The sequence below is a fragment of the Bacillus sp. T-10(2022) genome (assembly GCF_056502895.1).
Genome location: NZ_CP113518.1, coordinates 455384 through 478172 on the forward strand (window position 1 = coordinate 455384; position 22789 = coordinate 478172).

Consider the following 22789-nt stretch of genomic DNA (forward strand, 5'->3'; position numbering starts at 1 on the left):
GTGTAGCTATGAGGAAACTCTCTATTTTGGGGATGATTCTTATACTGCTTCTTGCTGGATGTGCGCCTAGTTTTGAGGATAAGCAAGAGGTAGTCCAAGACTCCAAAGACAAAAAAGAAACGGCAATTATTCCGAAGTATAAAATTTCGGAAGAATATTATCAAACAATCCTACCGTTTGAACCATCAAAAGCACGCGGTTTGGTCGTATCCAATCTAAATACCCGATATGACATTGAAGAATTCGAAAATGGATTGATGCGGTTGGCCCAAACCCAATTCGACCCGGAAGATTACCTGTTTCAAGAGGGGCAAATACTAAATAGTTCCGAGATATCTTCTTGGCTGAACAGAAAATATACCGATAGTCAGTTGAAAGAAAAGGACATGAAAGCCTCCAAGAATCTTGGCTTGAATCCGGTTGATCCAGGTAAAGGTGACATTGATAAGCGGAATGAAGATAATCCGATCTATCTTGCCCATGTTTTAGAACATAATTACTTGGTAAAAACAAAAGATAATTCAGTGAGCCTTGGCGGAGTTGTAATAGGTCTTGCGCTGAATTCAGTGCATTACTATCAAAAAGAGGCATTTGGTGCCACATATGAAAAGAAAATCGATAGTAAAAAGCTAAAGCAAGAAGGGGAGAAAATTGCTGCAGAAGTCTTAAAAAGGCTGCGTAAAAAGGACAAGCTGAAAAATGTTCCGATTACGATTGCCTTATTCGAGCAAAATGAAAAATCTTCAGTGGTCCCTGGGAATTTCATTTCCTATACAAATATCGATAAAAACTCTGACAACATTGGAAAATGGACGGACTTGAACGAAGAGTATTTCCTATTTCCTTCAGCTGGTGCTGAAAAAAAATACCGTGATGACGTCAATACTTTCACGAACTTTAAAGAAGATGTTGAAGAATACTTCCCTAACTTTAACGGAGTCATCGGCAGGGCGTTCTATATGGATGATCAATTGCAAAGTCTGAACATCGATATCCCCATTCAATTTTATGGGAACTCTGAAGCCATCGGCTTTACCCAATATGTTGCTGGGCTTATAATGGAACGTTTCCCGAACTATATTGCCGTACAGGTATCCATTACCTCTGTAAATGGACCTGAAGCGCTCATAGTCCGTGAAGCAAATCAGGACGAACCAACCGTGCATATATACGAATGAAAAAAGATGAAGCTTAACGGCTTCATCTTTTTTGTGTCCCGCTTTTAAATGGGAATGTATCCTAAATAACCTTTAACCAGGAAGTAAACCCTTCCATTTTAGGGAGCAACTGCTTTTAAAAAGGGAACATTTGTCGAATTTTAAAGGACTTATTGTCATTTCCCCGGAAATTCCGGCAGCTTTCCCATATTTCCCGGAAAATATCTCTTTTTCCTTATGAAATAATTGAATTTCGACATTGTATCTCTTGTTGCTTTACTGTGTAATAGTTTGATATGATTTAAACGATGATTATATGGAGAAAAGCGACGAAATTCAGTCGATTTGGATATTTTTTCGGAGGTGAAGAGAATGTCACGTATTTCTATGGAACAAGTTAAACACGTTGCCCATTTGGCTCGTTTGGCCATTACGGAAGAAGAAGCACAACAGTTTCAGCATCAGCTTGACCAAATGATTTCATTCGCGGAGCAGTTGAATGAGCTTGATACGGATCAAGTAAACCCGACTTCTCACGTTTTGGATATGAAGAATGTTATGCGCGAAGATGTCGCAAAACCGGGATTGCCAGTAAAAGAAGTAGTTAAAAATGCACCGGATAGCAAAGATGGATATATCCGTGTACCATCTATAATTGAATAAGGAGGGACAATGATGTCGTTGTTCGAACAAAAGGTTTCTGAGCTTCATGAACGCTTACATAAGAAAGAGATAAGTGTCACTGATCTTGTTAACGAATCGTATAAGCGAATCGGACAGGTAGAGGACAAGGTGAAGGCATTTTTGACACTTGATGAAGAAAACGCCCTCAATCAAGCAAAACGATTGGATGATCAATTGGTAAAAGGCGAGAACGAAGGCGCTTTATTTGGTATGCCGATCGGAGTGAAGGATAATATTGTCACTAAAAATTTGCGTACGACTTGCGCGAGCAAAATTTTGGAGAACTTTGATCCAATCTATGATGCAACCGTTGTTCAAAAGCTACAGAAGGCAGAAACGGTTACGATCGGGAAATTGAATATGGATGAGTTTGCGATGGGTTCTTCCAATGAGAACTCCGCGTTTCAGGCAACACGCAACCCTTGGAACACGGAATATGTGCCAGGCGGTTCTTCGGGTGGTTCAGCTGCATCTGTCGCTTCCGGTGAAGTCCTATTCTCTTTAGGTTCCGATACGGGTGGATCGATCCGCCAACCAGCGGCATATTGTGGAGTTGTCGGCTTAAAACCTACATATGGACGGGTTTCCCGATACGGACTTGTAGCATTTGCGTCTTCACTGGACCAAATCGGTCCCGTTACAAGAACTGTTGAAGACAACGCTTATTTGCTTGAAGCGATTTCAGGTGTGGATCCAATGGATTCGACCTCTGCTAATGTTGACGTGCCGAATTTTGTGAATTCATTAACAGGCGATGTTAGAGGATTGAAAATAGCTGTGCCTAAAGAATATCTTGGCGAAGGCGTTGGGGAAGAAGCACGTAATTCCGTACTTGAAGCGTTAAAAGTATTAGAGGGGCTTGGAGCTGAATGGGAAGAGGTATCCTTGCCGCATTCCAAATATGCTTTAGCTGCCTATTATCTGCTATCTTCATCGGAAGCTTCGGCTAACCTTTCACGTTTTGACGGTGTGCGTTACGGACACCGTACAGACAATGCAGAAACACTTATAGAAATGTATAAGCAAACCCGTGCAGAAGGATTCGGTGACGAAGTGAAACGCCGTATCATGCTTGGAACTTTCTCCTTAAGTTCAGGTTATTATGATGCTTATTATAAAAAGGCTCAAAAAGTACGTACGTTAATCAAAAAAGACTTTGAAGATGTCTTTGAAAAATACGATGTCATCGTTGGACCGACTACACCTACGCCTGCATTTAAAATTGGTGAAAAAGTCGACGATCCATTAACGATGTATGCGAATGATATCTTGACGATTCCAGTCAATCTTGCTGGTGTACCGGGTATATCCGTGCCATGTGGATTCGCAGCGAATGGGCTTCCGCTTGGACTGCAAATGATTGGGAAGCATTTTGATGAAAGCACGATTTACCGCGCGGCTCACGCATTTGAGCAAGCAACAGATTTTCATAAACAATTTCCTAAGCTGTAAGGGGTGAAAAAAATGGACTTTGAAACGGTGATTGGTCTAGAAGTACACGTAGAATTAAAAACGGATTCTAAAATTTTCTCAGCGAGCCCAAATCATTTTGGTGCCGCTCCAAATAGTAACACGACTGTAATCGACCTAGGCTACCCAGGTGTATTGCCTGTCGTCAATAAAAAGGCTGTTGATTTTGCAATGAAGGCTGCAATTGCCCTGAATTGCGAAGTGGCGGAAATTACGAAATTCGACCGGAAAAACTATTTTTACCCGGACAATCCTAAAGCATACCAAATTTCACAGTTCGATCAGCCGATCGGTGAGCATGGTTGGATTGAGATTGAAGTGGGCGGCAAGAAAAAGAAAATTGGCATTACCCGCATTCATATGGAAGAGGATGCTGGAAAGCTGACACATAAAGGGAACTATTCACTTTGTGATTATAACCGCCAAGGTACGCCTCTAGTTGAAATCGTATCCGAGCCGGATATCACTTCCCCGGAAGAAGCTTATGCATATCTGGAAAAATTGAAATCCATCATTCAATACACCGGCGTTTCCGATTGTAAAATGGAAGAAGGCTCACTTCGCTGTGATGCCAACATTTCCTTGAAACCTGTCGGCCAAAAAGAATTCGGTACGAAAACCGAATTGAAAAACTTGAACTCATTCAACTTCGTCCGCAAAGGGTTGGAGCATGAAGAAATCCGCCAAGCGGAAATCTTGAATGAAGGCGGCATAATCGAACAGGAAACACGCCGGTTCGATGAAGCTACAGGCAGAACGGTACTAATGCGAATTAAGGAAGGCTCCGATGATTATCGTTACTTCCCGGAACCGGACTTATTGACGATCCATATCGATGAAGAATGGAAAGCGCGTATCGCTGCCGAGATTCCGGAACTTCCGGATGCCCGGAAAAAACGCTATGTCGAAGAATTTGGCTTACCGGAATATGATGCAGCCGTTTTAACGGTAACGAAAGAAAGTGCTGATTTCTTTGAAGCGACTGTCGCTTCAGGCGCGGATGCAAAACTGGCATCTAACTGGATCATGGGCGAGGTTTCCGCTTTCTTGAATGCAGAAGGTAAAGAGCTGCATGATGTCAAATTGACTGCTGAATCGTTGGCTGGAATGATCAAGCTTATTGAAGATGGCACAATTTCTTCTAAAATCGCTAAAAAAGTTTTCAAAGAATTGATTGAAAACGGCGGGGATGCAGAAACGATCGTCAAGGAGAAGGGACTAGTCCAAATTTCCGATGAAGGCGCATTGCGTACAGCCGTTGAAGAAGCATTGAATAATAACCCGCAATCAATTGAAGATTTTAAGGCCGGTAAACAAAAAGCAATCGGCTTCCTTGTCGGGCAGATCATGAAAGCGACAAAAGGACAAGCCAATCCACAGCTTGTTAATAAAATTTTGGTGGAAGAAATCAATAAACGTTAATATTGACCGTATCACTTTTAAAGTGGTACGGTTTTCTCTTGATTAAGTGTGAAAAAGCCGGAAATATTTTTGATTTTTTTTGAGTTATCTGTAGGGGTAACTCCTTTTTGTGCGTCTATTACATGAATGACTAAAAGGAAAGGAGGAAGAGAAGTGTCGGATGAGTTAGTTGAGAAGGTAAGGGCTGGGAATGATCATGCATTCCGAATGTTGATTGAAACATATAAACAGACGATTTATAGGACCGTCTATTCCGTCTTGCGGAATCAAAAGGATGCAGAAGATGTTACCCAGGAAGTCTTTATCAAAATCTACACCTCTCTTCCTCAATATAAGAACCAAGGTTTCAAAACCTGGATTACCCGAATTGCGGTCAATCATGCAATCGATCTAAAGAGAAAGAGGGAACGCCAAAAGGAAGAATTACAGGACGAACATTCATCGGAAGTTAATTTGGGCTTAACGGATGATGTCGAGGCCGTATTCTTTCGGAATGAAAGGCGAAAGCAAGTATTACGGAAGCTGAATGACCTTCCAGAGGGATATCGGGAAGTTGTATATAGCTATTACATAAAGGAAAAGACATTCAAGCAAATTGCAGAGGAACAGCATATTCAAGTGAAATCTGTCGAGGTAAAGCTATATCGGGCAAGAAATTGGATGAGAAAACATTGGAAAGAGGAGGATTTTTCATGAATCATGTTCCTGAAGCAGAATGGGTTGCATATTTGGCAGATGAAATACCAGAGGCTCTAAAAATTGAATATGAAAATCATCTATACTCCTGTGACAAGTGTTTGTCTGCCTATATGGAAGCGATGGAAAAAGAAGAAAACAGTCTGGACATCGAAGGATTTGATATTGCAGGTCAGGTCATGGACTCGATTAGCCGATTGAAAGAAGGTTCTGGTGAAGAGGCTAAGCAACACCGAAAAGAAAAATCGCTTCGGACGATTACAAGACATTACCTGATTGCGGCCGGGTTTACGATTTTATTGATGGCAGGCGGAGTATTTCAATCATTGACGGAGTACGTGGATTCTGTGGAATCAAGCAGCGGAAAGGAAACGCAGTCCTTAACCGATGGGCTTATTGATAAAACATTTAATTGGATGGACACAATCGAGAAGAAAAATAAGGAGGGGTTTAGAAATGAATAAAAGTCCGGTATTAGCTTTTTTATTATCGTTTCTGCCAGGTTTCGGACATTTTTACCTAGGAAGGAAATATAAAGGGTTATTTTATTTTCTTGCCACGGCTGGATTGGGGCTTGGAGGTCTATTTCTTTCGTTGATCAGTCAATCGGATGCGTTTCTGGCTTTTTCCGTTATTGGAATGGTGTTTTATTTCATCAGTATATTTGATTTGGTGGTCACCTCACTGAGGAATCCTAAAAGTGAAGAGAATGTAGGGGCCGATCAGCCGGAGGCGGAAAGATTTTATGTAATCATCCTTTCATTCGTTCCAGGATTAGGGCATTTTCAGCTGGGTCTCATGAATCGGGGACTCATTTTTCTCATCGGCTTTTTAGGCCTTGGCATCATGGTGGTATTCATCAGTGTGATGACACAAATGGAAGGTCTGTTAATATTCATGGCATTATTGCCTGTTATCTGGATTTACAGCTTTTTTGATTCTGTTCAACAGCTGAATAAAAAGCAAAGAGGTGAGGAGCTTATCGATCGGACCGTTTTGGAAGATTTCGAGGAGAGAAGGGAATCCGGGAAGAAGAGTAAATCGGTTGCGACTTTATTCGCCATTTTTCCTGGTGCAGGTCACTTATATTTGGGGCTGCAAAAACGTGGGATTCAATTGATGGCAGGCTTTTTATTCGCCATTTACATACTGGATTTACTCCGGTTAGGTTTCTTCTTTTTCCTTATCCCGATTATCTGGTTTTATAGTTTTTTTGATGGATTGCAAAAAGCCTCGAAAATGGAAGAGGGTCCAGTAGAAGATACGCCCATCATTTCGGGTATGGTCAATCACCAAAAATGGCTAGGATTGGGGTTGGTGGGAATTGGAATCTATTTCTTGGCCAGTAATATAATCGTCCCGGCCATTGCCCCTCATTTAGATGAATGGATTGGAAGCAACTTGGAGTATTGGTTTAGAGATTATTTTCAAAAAGGACTTGTATGCATCCTTCTCATAGGCGGGGGAATCAAATTGCTATCGGGAAGTAAAAAAGGGAGAGTCGAGGAGGAGACAAAATGAGAACATGGAGAGTCGGAACGATTTCAATGGGGATCTCCCTGGTTGGTTTGGGTTTGGTTTTACTCGTTTCTCAAATTGCGGATATGAATTTGACGACGATTCTGCTATCGTGGTGGCCGTTGCTGTTCATTATCTTGGGTGCAGAGATTCTCTTTTATATTTATTTTTCCAGAAAAGAAAGTTCTTTTGTAAAGTATGATATTCTTAGCATTCTTTTCGTGGGATTGCTTGGAACGACGGGAATAGTTTTAATTCTGCTTACATCCAGCGGATTGATGGATCAAGTTAGGGCTGCCGTTAATAGTGAAGAGAAAACGGTCAATTTGCCTGGTTTCAATCAAAAGGCAGGGGAGGGCATACATAGAGTTGTCCTGGACACTGGCTCATACCCATTGACAATTGAAAGTGGTAAGGACGAGGAAGTTTCCGTTTTTGGAACATATGGTGAGCGGGTACTGGAAGATGCTGATTCGTTGTTGAAAAAGGCGGAAGATTATTTACTTGTTGAGAGAAATGGTGATACTCTTTATATTAGCTTCAAGGATTTACCGAGTCAAAATGGACTTTTAGACAGTGGTACAAGGAATCTTAAGGCAACCCTTATAATCCCTGCTGAGTTGGCAGTGGAGATAGACGGACAAAGTACCGATCTTGTCTTGAAGCCTAGAAAGCTCTTGAATGACTGGAGTGTGAAGGACAGCGGAAATCTAAGTGTAGTCCTTCAGGATAATAGTGATATAAAGATAGATGCCAGAGGGGTCGAGGAACTTGAAGGCCCTGAGAGTGGCTGGAAGATGACTGAAGTGAAAAAAGGAACAAGTGATGAAGGCATTGTAAAAAAGAATGGGATATTCAATACTGGTGATGGGAAACATACTTTAACGGTTACCGATACATTTAACGTGAATGTTCAATATCCATGATTGAAATCATTTACTAGAATAAAATTGTAAAAAGCATTATAATTTTCCCTGATAAGATTTCTAGTAAAATGTAAAAGATATGGACCGAAATACGGTCCTCTTTTTTTCGAATATTGCTTTTCATGTAACGAAGGATTAAGATGTAAATTATGGAATCAATATGTATAAGGATGATGGGAAATGAAAAGAGCAAGGTTGATTTACAACCCGACTTCGGGCCGGGAAGCCATTAAGAAGAGCCTGCCAGGTGTGCTAGCAAAACTTGAAGAAGCTGGTTATGAAGCTTCTGCACATGCGACGACCGGTGCCGGGGATGCGACGAAAGCGGCTAAGATAGCGATTGAACGCGGCTATGATGTAGTTATTGCAGCAGGGGGCGACGGTACGATTTATGAGGTTGTTAATGGACTGGCCACTGCAGAGAAACGTCCGAAACTAGGAATCATTCCGACGGGAACGACCAATGATTTCGCCCGGGCGCTGCATTTACCGAAGTCGATCGAAGGGGCGGCCGAAATTATTGCAAGTGGGCATACAATGCCGGTCGATATCGGGAAAATGAACGATAAGTATTTCATCAATATTGCTGGCGGGGGGAGATTGACCGAATTGACCTACGACGTGCCGATCAAGCTGAAAACCATGCTTGGTCAGCTAGCGTACTATATTAAAGGAATTGAAATGCTTCCTTCAATTAAGCCGACGGAAGTTTCTATTGAATATGATGGAAAGCTTTTTGAAGGAGAGATCATGCTTTTCTTGGTGGCTAACACAAATTCGGTCGGCGGCTTCGAGAAACTGGCCCCTGACGCCTCTTTGAATGATGGGATGTTCACGTTGCTTATTTTGAAAAAGGCAAACCTCGCTGATATTGTCCGTGTCGCAACATTGGCAATGCGCGGTGAACATATCCATGATAAAAACGTCATTTATGAAAAAGCCAATCGAATTAAAGTACATGCCAAAAAGGACATGATGCTTAACTTGGATGGGGAATTTGGCGGGATGGCCCCAGCTGAATTCGTAAATCAGTACCGCCATTTTGATGTATTCATCCCGCAAGGAATACTGCCGGACGATCCGGCAAATAAATAGGTTGAAGAGGCCACTGAATCTTGTGGCCTTTTCAGTTTAATGAAGCAAGGAGAATTACAAACATGTATATCAGGAAAGCGACACCGGAGGATGCGGAAAAGGCAGCCGTATTGACCCGGTTAGCGATTAAGGAAATTGCAGAGGTTTTGACAGGTGAAACGGAAGAAGAAAAGATACTTTCCGTTCTTGCCGATTTGTTCAGGAAAAGTGGGAATCGGGTCAGCTATGAAAATACGCTTGTCAGTGAACATGATGGACAAGTATCTGGATTGATCATTGCTTACCATGGCAAGGATGCCGAAAGCTTGGATGAACCGATAGTGAATCAATTAAGGATGAAGATGAAAGACCCAAGCGTTACGATCGATAAGGAAGCGGAAATGAGAGACTTTTATTTGGATACAGTATCCGTCGACCCGGATTTTCAAGGAAAAGGTATTGGCAGTGCACTGATTCAATATGTTGAGGGATACGCTAAACATAAGGGATATCCAAGGGTTTCTTTAGTCGTTGAAAAGGAAAATGAAGCGGCGAATCGTCTCTATGGCAGATTGGGGTATGTGGAAATTAAAACCATTTTGATTAGCGGCCATGAATTTCGCTATATGGTAAAGGAAATAGAAGAACCTCCTGTTTAACAGGGGGTCCTTTTTACTCATTTGAAATTTGGCACTGTATGCGATTACATTTGCTGTCCATTCATGGCGGCCCAATCAGCGTAAGCACCGGTGCCGTTACAGCCGGGACAGTCGTGTATATCGGAAAAATGATATTCCGTAGGTACGAAGGAGCTGTATCCACGTCCGTAACAATCCGGACAGAGGCCTTTTTCCTCCATACTTGCACGATGTTTTTCTAACCTTGTAGCATTCCAGGCCGATATAGAGTTAAATAAACCCATTTCCTCACCTCATCTGTTTTTCCTTATTTTTCTTTTTTTAGTGAACTTTTATTCATGGAACTATGAAAAATCCGTAATTCCTTCCACTATATTTTTATGAAAACCAAGGTAAATTGGTGAGTGGTTTTGTGACAAGGCCTCTATTGTGGTAAAATACAGGCTAGCATAAAAAAGAAAAGAGAAGATGATATGAAAAAAACAGCACCAGTTGCTAAAAATGATATTATAGAGGTTTTATTTGAAGATTTAACACATGAAGGGGCTGGCGTCGCTAAAGTCGATGGCTACCCGATCTTTGTTCAGAGCGCCCTTCCAGGTGAAAAAGCAAAAATTAAAGTGATGAAAGCTAATAAGGGTTATGGCTTCGGCCGCTTGATGGAGATTATCGAAAACAGTCCTTACCGTGTTGAGGTCACGACCGAAGATTACCCTAAATACGGTGGTTGTCAGCTTCAGCATATGAGCTATGAAGGACAGTTGGAATTCAAGGAAAAGCAAGTGCGTGAAGTGATGACACGCATAGGGAAACTTGAGGATGTGAAGGTTCACCCGATCATCGGGATGGAGAATCCAACCCATTATCGCAATAAAGCGCAAGTGCCTGTTGGTGAAAAGGATGGCAAGCTAATAGCAGGGTTCTTCAAACCGCGGACACATGAAATCGTTGAAACGAAAGAAAGCATTATCCAAAATGAAGTGATCAATGAAGCCGTTCAAGTTGTTAAAGAGATTTTCAGTAAACTTGGTATCCCTGCTTATAATGAAGAGGCACATAAAGGTGTATTGCGCCACATAATGGCCCGTTATGGCAAGCAAACAGGCGAATTAATGATTGTTCTTGTTACAAGAACGAAAAGTATCCCTTTCATCGAAACCATCGTGAAGGAAATCGTTGAACGTCTTCCGCAAGTGAAATCCATCGTTCAAAACGTGAATTCCAAGAAAACGAATGTTATCTTGGGCGATAAAATGACTGTACTATGGGGCGACGAAGTGATCCATGATATGATCGGTGATGTGAAATTTGCGATTTCAGCAAAATCCTTCTACCAAATCAATCCAGACCAAACGAAAGTCCTTTATGATAAAGCTCTTGAATATGCAGGACTGACCGGTGAAGAAACGGTGATAGATGCTTATTGCGGCATTGGAACCATCTCTTTATTTGTAGCTAAAAAGGCGAAAAAAGTGATCGGTGTCGAAGTGGTCGAAGATGCGATTGAAGACGCACGCCGCAACGCTGAATTGAATGAAATCTCAAATGCAGAATTCATGGTCGGCGACGCAGGTAACGTTATTGCTGAATGGTATCAAAAGGGCAACACTGCGGATGTCATCGTTGTGGATCCGCCTCGCAAAGGTTGTGAAGAATCCCTTCTGAATACGATCATCGAGATGAAACCTAAAAAAGTCGTATACGTATCATGCAACCCAGGCACTTTAGCGCGTGATCTTCATATATTGGAAGAAGGCGGATATAAAGCAGTTGATATCCAGCCTGTCGATATGTTCCCAATGACGACACATGTTGAAAATGTAGTGTTATTAGAGTTGAAATGATTGAGTGTGGGCCCGGTCTAATTGACTGGGCCTACAGTTTTTTTATGGCTTGTACAATTTGGACGTTGATTTCCGTTCAAGGCACTCGCTTTCCGCGGGTCTCCCTAGACTCACTTTTCCCTACAAACTGTGGTCCCGGTCTAAATGACCGGGACCTTTTTACCGTAATTAGTTTGAAGGGAAGGGAGGGAGATTTTTTTTTTGCATGTTTATTCTTGACGCTTTGACTTGGACATATAGTAAGAAATATATGAATTGGGAGGCAAGGTGATTTTATTAATTTTCAAAAAGCGGTGGCTGTAATCGTTGGTAGCTTTTTGGTGGGCATTGGAATCAATGGTTTTTTAGTTCCCCATCATTTAATAGATGGCGGCGTTATTGGGATTGCACTTATCCTTCATTATTTCTTTGGTTTTCAAACGGGGCTATCCATGTTGATCCTTAGTATTCCAATATTTTTATATGCCTGGTACTATGAACGGTCTTTTTTCTATAGCAGCGTTCACGGATTGCTTTTGACATCCCTTTTTATGGATTGGCTTAATCCATTGAAAAAGGTCTTTTCCATTTCGATACTTACAAGCTCTTTGATTGGCGGTGCCATCATAGGGATGGGCATAGGACTCATGCTTCGATATGAGACAAGCAGCGGGGGAACGGATATGTTAGCTAAAATCATCTCAAAATCTACCTCCATGGATATTGCTTTGGCGATTATCGTCATAGATACACTAATCATTTCAGCTGCAGCATTCACCTTAGGTATCGAAATATTTCTTTTTTCATGTGTGACGATCGTCATCATTGGACTGATCACTTCGCTTATGAAAGTGAGGAAATGAAAAATATAATCAGTTCCTTAAGATATGGGCTACGTCATCTATTGCCCTTTGCAGCTTTTCGCTATTTTTGCTAAACATCTCTTTAGCTTCCTTTGATTCAGTTCCAAGGGCAAACAACTCTAAGTCCGCTTGGCATTTTTTCAAGGTCGCGAGCAAAAGAGGTTTTTCTTGAGGGGAAGGAACTTTAAGCTTATCATCATAAAGGTCCACAGTTAATTCTCCGTTAGAATTAGCTTGACCAAGAAACACATTTTCTAGGAGTACACCCAACTTATCCAGTTCAGTATGAAGCCAATTTCGGTTCAGACCAATCGTGGAAAGTGGTTCATCAAGTATGCTGCCGTCCATAATGATGGTTTGTGGCTCCTTTACTGCAGCTACAGACAAGTTAAGGTCCTTGGCTGTTATAGGTTGATTATGCTTCTTTAACATGACTGAAAAATCCCCGTTGGCTTCCAATAAGGCAAACTCAACTTCAGAAATATCGAAGACATCCTTCTTCCGGAGCAATCCTAACAATTCATCGATGGTATATTTCTCTTTTTTTAAATTATCTTCCATGACTTTCCCATCTTTGATGAATACCGTTGCTTTTCCTTCAATAAGGTCACGAAAAGTTTTACTTTTTAAGGATATTAATCCTGCAATGAAGGGTGCTATGGCAAAAACGAGAATGGACAGTACGCCATGTATAATATTGCCTTCCACTTTTGTAGCTAATTCTGCCCCAACATTACCAATGGTTATGCCCGTTACATATTCAAAAAAGGAAAGCTGGGACAATTGTTTTTTTCCTAACACTTTAGTGATCAAAAAAAGAACAATTAAAAAGAATAATGAACGTAAAACAATTTCTATCCAATCCGGCATTACCAAACACCCCCTGATTGATCATGGTTATTAAAAACCTTTATATTGCGGTTCTTCCCTTTCTAACTCGCCTACGCGCTTCTGTACATCCTTAATAACTTCATTCACCACCAGCATCGTTTCATGCAAGATGCGTTTAGATTCATCATCTTGTGTCCGTAGTGCTAAGCTGGATAAACCTGCTTCAACTCCTTTTAGGCTAGAGACACATTGTTTGACATTGGAAGCTATCGTCATGCAGCATCCTCCTAATCTTTAGGTCTATGGGTCGGAACACTCCAGGCTGTTATCCAGGCACTGGTTACTTCAAACATGCGAGCGACAACAGCCGAACAATCCATTCTTTTCCGCATCCGCTAACGCTTCCGAAACAATCTCCGCAGCCAAGAATGTTCATCCAGTATGAGCAGGCGTCTGGTTGAATACTTCAAACATTATCTGTCCCGTTACACAAGTAAATCATGGTTGTGGTTCACTCATATTCAATCGATACGGCATGGGCAATGCATGGTATCGTCTCACTTTGTTGAAAGGAAAGGGGAGATAATAGAGCACCTGTAGCCACGACGAGCAATCGCTTTAGTTCTCCCTTTTTCATGCGATTTAATAAGTGGCCATAAACGACCGTTGCGGAACATCCTGGGCCGCTTGCCCCGGCCAGGACCGGTTGACCATCCCTGTATATCATTAAACCGCAATCTTTATATTGCGCTTCTTTAATCGGCGTGCCGTGTTTATTAAATAATTCCAAAGAAACTTCATGTCCAATCTTTCCTAAATCCCCGGTCACTATTAAATCATAATAAGATGGATCGAGGTTTCTTTCTCTTAAATGGGCTTCAATCGTATCAACGGCGGCAGGGGCCATGGCACCTCCCATATTGAAAGGGTCAGTGAGGCCCATGTCGATGACACGGCCTATCGTAGCCGAAGTTACCCTTGGGCCTTTCCCGGCACTGCTTAATAAAGCCACGCCGGCTCCTGTAACGGTCCATTGGGCTGTTGGAGGTTTTTGCCCCCCGTATTCAGTTGGGTAGCGGAATTGTTTTTCTACTGCGGCGTTATGACTTGATGCTCCTGTCAATAAGTACTCTGCTCCTTTGGTATTGACAAGGTAAGCACCAAGCGCCAATCCCTCCATGGAGGTGGAGCAGGCGCCAAATAAGCCGAGATAAGGTGTTCCCAGTGTTCGGCAGGCAAAACTAGTAGGCGTTATTTGATTGATAAGGTCGCCTCCAAGGAAAAATTGAATCTGTTCCTTCTGAAGACCAGCCTTTTCGATTGCTTTTGTGCTCGCTTCTTCCAATAAGACTTTATGTGCCTTTTCATAGGTATCTTGATTTATCCATAAATCGGAATGGAGAAGATCGAAATCATCCGCAAGCATACCGTCTGCTTCAAATGGACCGCCGACAGTTCCTGTGGAGACGATGACAGGCTTTTGTTCAAACACCCATGTGCGATGCCCCGTAAGCATTATAAACCACCCCAATGTATGAGTATTGTCAGTGCTAAGGTAAAACCAAGTAATAACATAAATGCTTCTGCCAGTTTGACTATATTGGTGCCATTCCCTTACGGATATAGCTGCATTACCGCCAATTCAATACACCACAAGTCCGGTAAGGACGGAAAAACGCTTGATACAGAAAAGAAATGAATGGATATAAAAAAGGCTGGTTGCCTTAACCAACCTTTTTTATATGAATGATTATTGTTTATATTGAGGTTCCTCGTTTTGTATCTCTTCTATGCGAGGAGTGATGCTGTCCACAATCGTTTGTGTTTGTTGGGCAGCTTGCTGGTACAGTTGTTTGGCTTGCTCGTTATCTGTTGAAAGGGCGAAGGTTTCAAAGCTCGCTTGAGCGCTTTTCAGCCCGGCTAAAGTTGTTTTGACATCATTTATTACCGTCATATATGAACCTCCCTAGTTTGTAACTGCTTTATTAGAGTAAGGAAAAAATGATTAAATATACCTTCCAAAATTTCTCTAGGAAATGAAGTGTAATTTCATTATAAAACTTAGTTCTTCAAGCTCATTCCATTAATCAAACGTTTGATTAATGAAGGGGAACAGGCAGAAGTGTTATTAATATTATCCGCGCCTTTTAGTTAAGCAAATCGGTTTTATTGTTTAATTATTGACTGAATTCAGAATTCTTAATATAATGAGAAAACATAACGTGATTACGTGAGGTGATATGACATTTATATTCGTGATGATTTATATAGTAGGGTTGTTTTTGAAATTTCATCTGAAGAAGTTGTAAAAGGACTGCTATTCCACAAAAGCAAACAAGAGTCGGAAATTGAATCGATCAAAGGTAAAATTCATAAATATGAGCAAAAACGGAGAGCTGAGGAAGCTTGGTATCAATCCCTATCACCATTTAAACGTTTTTTTACAGGGCGTGCCCCAAGTCATCACCAGGCAGTTGAGCATTTGGTGAATGTTAAAGATAGATATAAACAAATCGAGAAAATAAAACAGAAGGTCGCTTTTTTAAATGAGATGATCGGTTTACTTGAAGCTGAACCGGAAAAACGGGAAATGAATTTACCATCAGACATCATTAAAGAAATAATGGCCTGGCAGAAAGCGGAGGGAACGCCAAGATGACTCTAGAAACGTTAAACGCTGGCTTGGATACGATTTGGGTGGTTCTGACAGCAGCCATGATTCTATTGATGGAGGGCGGGTTTGCTTTACTGGAGGCAGGGTTCGTCCGTACGAAGAATAATGTGAACATCATCATGAAGGTTTTTGCCGATATTACGATTGGAACGCTTTGCTATTTCGTCGTTGGTTTTGGCTTAATGTATGGAGCGGATGTATTTGGTATTATTGGAGCAAGCGGCTTTCTGCTGAAAGGTGATTTGTCGCATATCGACCTTACGATTTCCATCGATGCATTTTGGTTATTTCAAGGGGCATTCGTCATCGCCGTCATTTCCATCGTTTCGGGAGCCGTTGCAGAAAGGATCAATTTTCGGGCGTATCTTATTTTTGTCGTAATGATGACGGCATTCATCTATCCGATTGCCGGTCACTGGGTATGGGGTGGTGGCTGGTTAAGCGGGTTGGGCATGCAGGACTTCGCAGGGTCTGCGGTCATTCATGCACTAGGCGGTTTTTCTGCACTTGCGGCTGCCATTGTTATTGGGCCGAGAGCAGGAAAATTCACTTCACGGGGGACTAGCTCCATTTCACTGCCGAGCAATCTCCCACTGGCATCAGTTGGGGCATTTCTTTTATGGTTTGGCTGGTTTGGGTTTAATGCAGGAAGCACCTTGCAAGCTACTGATGGACGCATTGGCCATATTGCCATTGTCACGATGCTCTCAGCTGCATCAGGGGGAGCGGCGACCTTGCTTTATACACTTTTTAGATATGGACGTTCGGATGCACCTTCCGTCATCAATGGCTCACTTGCAGGTCTTGTCGGGATTACGGCTGGCTGTGCATTCGTTAGTGATCTGGCGGCATTGTTGATTGGTGCAGTTTCTGGAATGTTGATGTTAGCTGCGACGAATTGGCTGGAAGCCCGAAAAATCGATGATCCGGTTGGTGCCTTTCCTGTTCATGCGGCATCAGGGATGTGGGGTACGATCGCGGTAGGGCTTTTCTCCACTGAAAACGGATTGTTCGCCGGTGGGGGATGGCATTTGCTCGGAGTTCAAACATTAGGATTAGCGGTGTTATGTATGTGGGGCTTTTCATTGACATGGCTCGTTTTTAAAATTATAAATGTTTGGCTGCCTATTAGATCCACTGAAGAAGAAGAAGAACTCGGATTGGATATCAGTTATCATGGCATCATGGCCACACACACCTCGCCGGAGTTCATCAAGGTAGAGGACTACTATAAGCAGGATGAAGAATTGACAAGGTAATGACTATAATACAAGATAGAATCAAGATAAGTAAGAGGTGAATTTTAAATGGGTGCATGCAATCTTAATCATTCGCAGCAAGATGTCAGGCTGAAATTTGAGAGTCAAAAGACATTTTTACCAAGCGAAATAAGTCAAACATTAGATCGATATCTGGAAAAAGGGAATTCGCAGGAAACATTGAATGAACTTTTTCATCTATTGAAGAAGTATGACTTGTCTCCCCAGGAGGAACAGGAATCAAGAAACGAAAAGTTGAAACGGATAATGTTGTAAACGGGAAAGAACGGGAGTGCAAGGATGACTTCCGTTCTTTTTTTGTTTTTTTTTTAAACGATTTAAGGGATTGGGACCGGGAATCTGACTCCTATTTACTTTTTATTCAGTGCCATTTTTAAAGAAGATAGCAGGAATCATATTTAAGGCAGCGAAAACATGATTGTAAACGAAAAGGTGTTCTTTTAAGAGTTTAAGTAACGCGGACAAGGGTTTAGCGGACCTTTAAAGATTTAATCAATCGTTTGATTAAATCTCATGAACTGACTACCACCTTCAATAAAAGCATGGAAAAAATAAAAAAGCGGGAGCCCATAATGAGCTCCAGCTATCTTTAAAAACCATCATCTGTAGCGGTGAAGGGGATGTTTAGGTTTCTTTCCACTGCCCGAAGTCTTTGATTAAGCCTGTTTAACCTATTCGTATGTCGCTGGTCTGCTTGACTTAGCCGGGAGATTTCCTGGTTAATGCGGTTCACTTCCCGGTTTATCCGCGTGATTTCTTGGTTTTGCCGATTGAGTTCCCTCGTTTGACGCTCATTTTGACGCTCAAGTTCCCGGATTCTTCTTTCAAGTTGTTGAGGCTGCCTTTCAATATCGAATTGCTCAGGCACCTGGCTATATGGATTTTCTTGTACCTGCTGAAAGTTCCAATCTTGCTGTGGCATATAATCAAATCGTTCAGGCTGTTGGAAATATGGGTTAAAATTAGGCTCAAAGTACTGATGATTTCCATTTTGTTGTGGATAAGGATAAAATCCGTATGAATTCATGGTCAACTCTCCTTTTTAAAATCAGGATGGATACCTTATAACTTATGTCAGTTCCGGTGAAGTGACTAGGCGTTAGCCCATATGAATGGGAAGAAGAGGTAATTAACAGAAAAAATTTCAATAAATTTGCAGAAACCATCCGGTTCCTATATCGTTTAGGATAGGAGAAATTCTTTTATCCATCTTGAAACCAATTCCAAGGATAATCCGTATATAAAGAAAAGAGTGTAAGTCAGGAGTGTAATGATAATGAATCGATTTCTTGCTGATTTTGTTCCGATATTGATTGCATTTCCAATGGTTTTGCCGGTTTGGATGATTAGCTATTTTGCATTGAATCAACCGTTTGCCCTGTCCGTTGTCATATCTTTAGCAGGAGGGGTACTTGCATACTGGCTAAGTTCCGTTTATTTTTCATCAAGATACCTCAAAAAACATGAATTGACGAGAAAAGAATATCAATATATAAAGAAAAATTTAACTGAAGCAAAACCGAAGATATGGCGGGTGCAAAAAGCACTAATCTCTGTCAGGCATATCTCTTCTTTCAAACAGAGGAAAGATATGATTAAAATGATCAGGAAAATATATAGTCTGACGAAAAAAGAACCGAAGCGGTTTTACCAGGCGGAACAATTTTATTACTCTCATCTGGATTCCGCCATGGAGCTTGCGGAGAAATATGTTTTTTTAGCACAGCAGCCAAAAAAGAATAGGGAACTCGAACTCTCCTTAACGGAGACTCGTAAAACCTTAAAGGAGCTCACTAATACGATAGAAAAGGATTTATATAAAGTGATTGCCGATGATATCGATAACCTTAACTTCGAATTGGATGTTGCTAAGCAATCTATTAAAACGAGAAAAGAGTCACAAGTAATTGATGAAAGCAGGAGGTTAAAATGAATAACAATGATCCAAACCTGTTGAATAAAACGAATAATGCCAGTTTGATCGATGACCTTTTAGCCAATCCATTTGATGGGGTGCAGGAGCTTGAGAAAGTATCTTCCCAGGAAGCGAAACCGGTTAAACTGATTGATGTTATTCCTGAAGAGAACAGGGCAAAGGCTTATCAGCTTGCCGAACAAATCGACCCAACGAATCATCAGGCGATGATATCCTATGGTACACCCGCCCAATCAAAGCTCCTGACCTTTTCTAATTCCATGCTTGAGCATGTCCAGAAAAAAGATGTGGGTGAAGTGGGCAACATTATCAATGATTTAATGAAAAAGTTAAACGAGCTGAGCCCGGATGAGTTAAAACCGGATAAGCCCTCATTTTTTGCGCGTATGTTCGGGAAGCTCTCGGGATCTGTACAGGAGGTGCTATCCAAGTATCAAAAAACAGGGGCCCAAATTGACCGAATCAGCGTAAAACTCGATCGGAGCAAGAATATCCTGTTATCGGATATCGTAATCCTTGAAAAGCTATATGAAACGAATAAGGAATATTTCCAGGCATTGAATGTATATATTGCAGCTGGGGAAATCAAACTCGAAGAAATTCATGAGAAAACGATTCCGGAGTTAAGGAAGTCCGCTGAATCAAGCAATGATCAAATGAAGTTTCAAGAAGTCAATGATATGCTGCAATTTGCTGAACGGTTGGATAAAAGGCTTCATGATTTGAAATTGAGTCGTGAAATCACGATTCAAAGCGCACCGCAAATCAGGCTGATCCAAAACACGAATCAGGCACTAGTCGAGAAAATCCAATCTTCGATCATGACAGCGATTCCGCTTTGGAAAAATCAGGTTGCGATTGCATTGACCCTAATCAGGCAAAGGCATGCTGTAGAAGCACAAAAACAGGTTTCCAAGACTACAAATGACTTGTTATTGAAGAACTCCGAGATGCTGAAAACGAATACCATTGAAACTGCAAAAGAAAATGAGCGCGGACTTGTCGATATTGAAACATTAAAGAAAACTCAAGCTAACTTGATATCCACGCTTGAGGAGACCATGCGGATTCAAGAAGAAGGAAGGCATAAACGCCGGCAAGCCGAACAGGAATTGGCATCAATGGAAAATGAACTGAAACAGAAACTATTAGAGATAAAGGGATAAGGGGAGATAACATGGAAACTATCGAAGCTATAAAAACGAGAAGAAGCATTGGAATCGTTAAGCAAGATCCGGTACCTAAGGAAATGATTGAGCAAATCATTGAAGCTGGAACGTATGCACCAAATCATCATCGAACGGAGCCTTGGCGTTTTTTTGTATTGACTGGAGAAGGAAGAAATAAACTTGGCCAGGTATTCGAAGAAATCACAAGAATGGAAAATGCTGATGATACCCCTGAAATTTTAATCAGCAAGCTCGAACGGCAAAAAAAGAATCCATTAAGGGCTCCAGTCATCATCGCGGTGGGCATAGAGCCTAGTGATAAGAATAATGTCCTTGTGGCAGAAGAATATGCGGCAGTGAACAGTGCCATCCAAAACATGCTACTTGCAGCACATTCTCTAGGTTTGGGAGCAGTATGGAGAACGGGGAAAATAACGTATCATGAAAAGGTCCGTGATTTTTTCAATTTATCCTCTAAGGGAGAGGTATTGGCTTTCATATACTTGGGTTATCCTGACATGGAGCCGAAACCTGCCAAGAGAACATCGATTGATGAATTGACCACATGGATCGGATGAAAGATTGAGAGGGCTGCATCAGTTTATAGATACTGATGCAGCTTTTTTTATTGCCTTCAATAAGGCTTCCTTAAATCTGCATTTAATGAAAGCGATTTGGCTTTGTCAGGCTTCGTTTCAAGTGACGATTGATGAATTAGGTTGTACAATACATAGGAAGAATAAATTTTGATGAATTAGGATGTGTCTATAGATGAGAACGATTGATCCATTTGAGATACTCGATGGAAAAGCGATAAAATATTTGGATGTATTTGGCGTTGAGGATGGCATTGCTTTAAAGAGTAAGTACGAAGATAAATCGTATTGGATATATGATTATTATTGCATGCATCAGACTTGTGATTGCCAGGAAGTATACCTTGAATTCGTTGAGGAGCTTAAAGGAAATAAACAGGCGGGACAGCATTTTGGAGTGAGGGTTTCTTTCGGGGATAATCAGTTTGTCCTGGAGGATTATAATATTTCCAAGCAAAAGGCGATGGATATCGCGGAAGATACGCTGAAGCACAGTAAAGATGTAATGGAGTTATTTAAACAGCGGTATCAGCAAATGAAGGAAAAAGGCACGCAAATTATCATGGAAAGTGCAAAGGCAGCTAAAATGCCGCATGTTCATGCAGAACCGATCATTGGCAGAAATGAACCTTGTCCATGCGGAAGCGGGAAAAAATACAAAAAATGCTGCGGTGCAGCTTAACATTTTGGAAGCTGACTCGATTCGGAGTCGCTTCTTTTTTAATTGGAAAAGCGCATGCTTGAAAAAAAACTGAATAATGAATAAAAAAACGTGGTATTTATAGAACGTTTGTTCTATAATAAGAGTACCAGATAATAACACAAAAAGAAATAAAAACTAGTTATTTAGACGGAATTTTCCGAAAACTTCTTTTTTATTTTCATAAATCTGGTATATATAAGAGAGAAGAGTTTTTTGATCTCATCTCTTTCAACGGTAGACGGCAACCAGACGGGATGAAAATCCCCACACTGATGGCAGTTTAACTTATTGAACGAAGGAAGGGGTAATCAAATGACAAGAGAAAAAAGATTAATACCTTACAAAGTTCTTGAAGTAATGGAAACGGTGAAAGAGAAGATTCCTGAGGGTGTCGAACTTGTGAAAGCACCGGCGATTTGGGAAAAAAGCAGTTATGGTGAGGGCGTGGTAGTTGCCGTCATCGATACAGGCATTGACAAGGGACATCCAGACCTCAAGGAAAGAATCATTGGCGGGAAGGATTTTACCAATACCGGGGATTATCAAGATGATAACGGACATGGGACACATGTCAGCGGTACGGTTGTGGCTGCCATTAATAATGCTGGTGTAGTGGGAGTGGCTCCGAAAGCAAGCATATTAGCGTTAAAGGCCCTAAATGGTCAAGGACAAGGCGATATAGATTGGATTAATGGGGCTCTAGAGTATGCAATCAATTGGCGGGGACCTAATGAAGAAAAGGTTTCGGTCATTTCACTTTCACTTGGCGGACCTCCGGATGAGACTGAACACAAACTCATTCAAAAGGCCCTTCAGAACGATATCCTTGTTGTTTGTGCAGCTGGAAATAGCGGTGATGGGCGTCATGAAACGGATGAATTGGATTATCCAGGAGCATATCCCGAGGTAGTGGAAGTCGGGGCTGTGGATTTAAGCAGAAATTTAGCGGATTTTTCAAATACAAATGATGAAATTGACTTGGTGGCGCCAGGGGTTGATATTCTCTCTACGTATCCAGGAAATAAATATGCGAGGTTGAGCGGAACGTCAATGGCTACGCCTCATGTAAGCGGTGCAGCAGCTCTCTTGAAAGTGATTGCTGAAAAGGAATTTGAGCGCAATTTAACTGAAGCGGAATTATATGCACAGCTGGTGAAAAGTACGGAAGATCTGGGAATAAGCAAAAAAGCACAGGGAAATGGATTGCTTAACTTAACGATAACGGAACAAAGAGCTGAAAAATCAATTAAGATTACGATAGAATCAGAAAACCTTAAGTTACCGAGTAAATCGGTTGTCATGGAATATTAGAAAAGAAAAAGGTGCCTC

At 41.4% G+C, this 22789-nt stretch carries 24 protein-coding genes and 1 pseudogene; 20 read left to right on the plus strand and 5 right to left on the minus strand.

Annotated elements, in window-relative coordinates:
• Positions 1-8 precede the first annotated feature (8 nt).
• The 12 genes from OSJ91_RS02155 (at position 9) to OSJ91_RS02210 (ending at position 12271) form a co-directional block, all read left to right on the plus strand.
• Positions 9-1178, plus strand: a complete 1170-nt coding sequence (locus tag OSJ91_RS02155) for a CamS family sex pheromone protein (protein WP_350301020.1) — start codon at positions 9-11, stop codon at positions 1176-1178.
• Between the two features lie 351 nt (positions 1179-1529).
• Positions 1530-1820 carry an Asp-tRNA(Asn)/Glu-tRNA(Gln) amidotransferase subunit GatC gene (gatC, locus tag OSJ91_RS02160; RefSeq protein WP_350301021.1) on the plus strand — a complete coding sequence of 97 codons (291 nt, stop codon included), beginning with the start codon at positions 1530-1532 and terminating at the stop codon, positions 1818-1820.
• 12 nt (positions 1821-1832) lie between these two features.
• Positions 1833-3293, plus strand: coding sequence for an Asp-tRNA(Asn)/Glu-tRNA(Gln) amidotransferase subunit GatA (gatA, locus tag OSJ91_RS02165; RefSeq protein ID WP_350302768.1), 1461 nt, complete (start codon positions 1833-1835; stop codon positions 3291-3293).
• Between the two features lie 12 nt (positions 3294-3305).
• Positions 3306-4733, plus strand: coding sequence for an Asp-tRNA(Asn)/Glu-tRNA(Gln) amidotransferase subunit GatB (gene gatB, locus OSJ91_RS02170; protein ID WP_076372752.1), 1428 nt, complete (start codon positions 3306-3308; stop codon positions 4731-4733).
• 153 nt (positions 4734-4886) lie between these two features.
• On the plus strand, positions 4887-5429 hold the full coding sequence (locus tag OSJ91_RS02175) for an RNA polymerase sigma factor (RefSeq protein WP_350301022.1): 543 nt from the start codon (positions 4887-4889) through the stop codon (positions 5427-5429).
• Positions 5426-5893, plus strand: coding sequence for a hypothetical protein (locus OSJ91_RS02180; RefSeq protein ID WP_485890907.1), 468 nt, complete (start codon positions 5426-5428; stop codon positions 5891-5893). The genes OSJ91_RS02175 and OSJ91_RS02180 overlap by 4 nt, the downstream gene beginning before the upstream one ends.
• The gene (locus OSJ91_RS02185) at positions 5886-6950 is read left to right on the plus strand and encodes a hypothetical protein (protein ID WP_413015114.1); all 1065 of its coding nucleotides are present in this window, start codon (positions 5886-5888) and stop codon (positions 6948-6950) included. Before OSJ91_RS02180 ends, OSJ91_RS02185 begins: the two co-directional genes overlap by 8 nt.
• Positions 6947-7873 (plus strand): LiaF transmembrane domain-containing protein, encoded by a 927-nt coding sequence (locus tag OSJ91_RS02190; protein ID WP_350301025.1) that lies wholly within the window; start codon positions 6947-6949, stop codon positions 7871-7873. Before OSJ91_RS02185 ends, OSJ91_RS02190 begins: the two co-directional genes overlap by 4 nt.
• 180 nt (positions 7874-8053) lie before the next feature.
• The gene (locus OSJ91_RS02195) at positions 8054-8968 is read left to right on the plus strand and encodes a diacylglycerol kinase (protein ID WP_241590133.1); all 915 of its coding nucleotides are present in this window, start codon (positions 8054-8056) and stop codon (positions 8966-8968) included.
• A gap of 62 nt (positions 8969-9030) precedes the next feature.
• Complete coding sequence (locus tag OSJ91_RS02200) at positions 9031-9606, plus strand: GNAT family N-acetyltransferase (protein WP_485890908.1); 576 nt, start codon at positions 9031-9033, stop codon at positions 9604-9606.
• A gap of 452 nt (positions 9607-10058) precedes the next feature.
• Positions 10059-11429 carry a 23S rRNA (uracil(1939)-C(5))-methyltransferase RlmD gene (rlmD, locus tag OSJ91_RS02205; protein ID WP_350301027.1) on the plus strand — a complete coding sequence of 457 codons (1371 nt, stop codon included), beginning with the start codon at positions 10059-10061 and terminating at the stop codon, positions 11427-11429.
• A 320-nt stretch (positions 11430-11749) separates the two neighbouring features.
• A complete protein-coding gene (locus OSJ91_RS02210) occupies positions 11750-12271 on the plus strand; it encodes a YitT family protein (protein ID WP_413015119.1) in 522 nt (173 codons plus the stop codon).
• 9 nt (positions 12272-12280) lie between these two features.
• On the opposite strand, the gene OSJ91_RS02215 is transcribed toward OSJ91_RS02210, so the two are convergent.
• The 4 genes from OSJ91_RS02215 to OSJ91_RS02230 form a co-directional block, all read right to left on the minus strand.
• Positions 12281-13141, minus strand: a complete 861-nt coding sequence (locus OSJ91_RS02215) for a DUF421 domain-containing protein (RefSeq protein WP_485890909.1) — start codon at positions 13139-13141, stop codon at positions 12281-12283.
• Between the two features lie 30 nt (positions 13142-13171).
• Positions 13172-13378: a DUF1657 domain-containing protein gene (locus OSJ91_RS02220; protein WP_101225000.1), complete on the minus strand. Its 207-nt coding sequence runs from the start codon at positions 13376-13378 to the stop codon at positions 13172-13174.
• A gap of 235 nt (positions 13379-13613) precedes the next feature.
• Positions 13614-14618 carry a stage V sporulation protein AD gene (spoVAD, locus tag OSJ91_RS02225; protein WP_485890910.1) on the minus strand — a complete coding sequence of 335 codons (1005 nt, stop codon included), beginning with the start codon at positions 14616-14618 and terminating at the stop codon, positions 13614-13616.
• Positions 14619-14852: 234 nt separating this feature from the next.
• Entirely contained in the window at positions 14853-15056 is a 204-nt protein-coding gene (locus OSJ91_RS02230) for a DUF1657 domain-containing protein (RefSeq protein WP_101224998.1), read from the minus strand.
• Positions 15057-15584: 528 nt separating this feature from the next.
• Here OSJ91_RS02230 and OSJ91_RS02235 point away from each other — a divergent pair.
• The 3 genes from OSJ91_RS02235 to OSJ91_RS02245 are packed head-to-tail and all read left to right on the plus strand — an operon-like array spanning position 15585 to position 17311.
• Positions 15585-15761: a hypothetical protein gene (locus OSJ91_RS02235; protein WP_241663407.1), complete on the plus strand. Its 177-nt coding sequence runs from the start codon at positions 15585-15587 to the stop codon at positions 15759-15761.
• On the plus strand, positions 15758-17035 hold the full coding sequence (locus OSJ91_RS02240; protein WP_413015127.1) for an ammonium transporter: 1278 nt from the start codon (positions 15758-15760) through the stop codon (positions 17033-17035). Before OSJ91_RS02235 ends, OSJ91_RS02240 begins: the two co-directional genes overlap by 4 nt.
• A gap of 48 nt (positions 17036-17083) precedes the next feature.
• Positions 17084-17311 (plus strand): hypothetical protein, encoded by a 228-nt coding sequence (locus OSJ91_RS02245; protein ID WP_350301032.1) that lies wholly within the window; start codon positions 17084-17086, stop codon positions 17309-17311.
• 334 nt (positions 17312-17645) lie between these two features.
• On the opposite strand, the gene OSJ91_RS02250 is transcribed toward OSJ91_RS02245, so the two are convergent.
• The gene (locus tag OSJ91_RS02250) at positions 17646-17978 is read right to left on the minus strand and encodes a hypothetical protein (RefSeq protein WP_350302769.1); all 333 of its coding nucleotides are present in this window, start codon (positions 17976-17978) and stop codon (positions 17646-17648) included.
• A 354-nt stretch (positions 17979-18332) separates the two neighbouring features.
• Here OSJ91_RS02250 and OSJ91_RS02255 point away from each other — a divergent pair, with 354 nt between their 5' ends.
• The 5 genes and pseudogenes from OSJ91_RS02255 (at position 18333) to OSJ91_RS02275 (ending at position 22771) form a co-directional block, all read left to right on the plus strand.
• Positions 18333-18989 carry a 5-bromo-4-chloroindolyl phosphate hydrolysis family protein gene (locus OSJ91_RS02255; protein WP_350301033.1) on the plus strand — a complete coding sequence of 219 codons (657 nt, stop codon included), beginning with the start codon at positions 18333-18335 and terminating at the stop codon, positions 18987-18989.
• The gene (locus OSJ91_RS02260) at positions 18986-20158 is read left to right on the plus strand and encodes a toxic anion resistance protein (protein WP_309079306.1); all 1173 of its coding nucleotides are present in this window, start codon (positions 18986-18988) and stop codon (positions 20156-20158) included. The genes OSJ91_RS02255 and OSJ91_RS02260 overlap by 4 nt, the downstream gene beginning before the upstream one ends.
• Positions 20159-20169: 11 nt before the next feature.
• Entirely contained in the window at positions 20170-20739 is a 570-nt protein-coding gene (locus OSJ91_RS02265) for a nitroreductase family protein (RefSeq protein WP_350301034.1), read from the plus strand.
• Positions 20740-21361: 622 nt separating this feature from the next.
• Positions 21362-21439 (plus strand): annotated as a pseudogene (locus tag OSJ91_RS02270) (SEC-C metal-binding domain-containing protein); the annotation flags it as partial.
• Between the two features lie 333 nt (positions 21440-21772).
• Positions 21773-22771: a S8 family peptidase gene (locus OSJ91_RS02275; protein ID WP_034306043.1), complete on the plus strand. Its 999-nt coding sequence runs from the start codon at positions 21773-21775 to the stop codon at positions 22769-22771.
• Positions 22772-22789 lie beyond the last annotated feature (18 nt).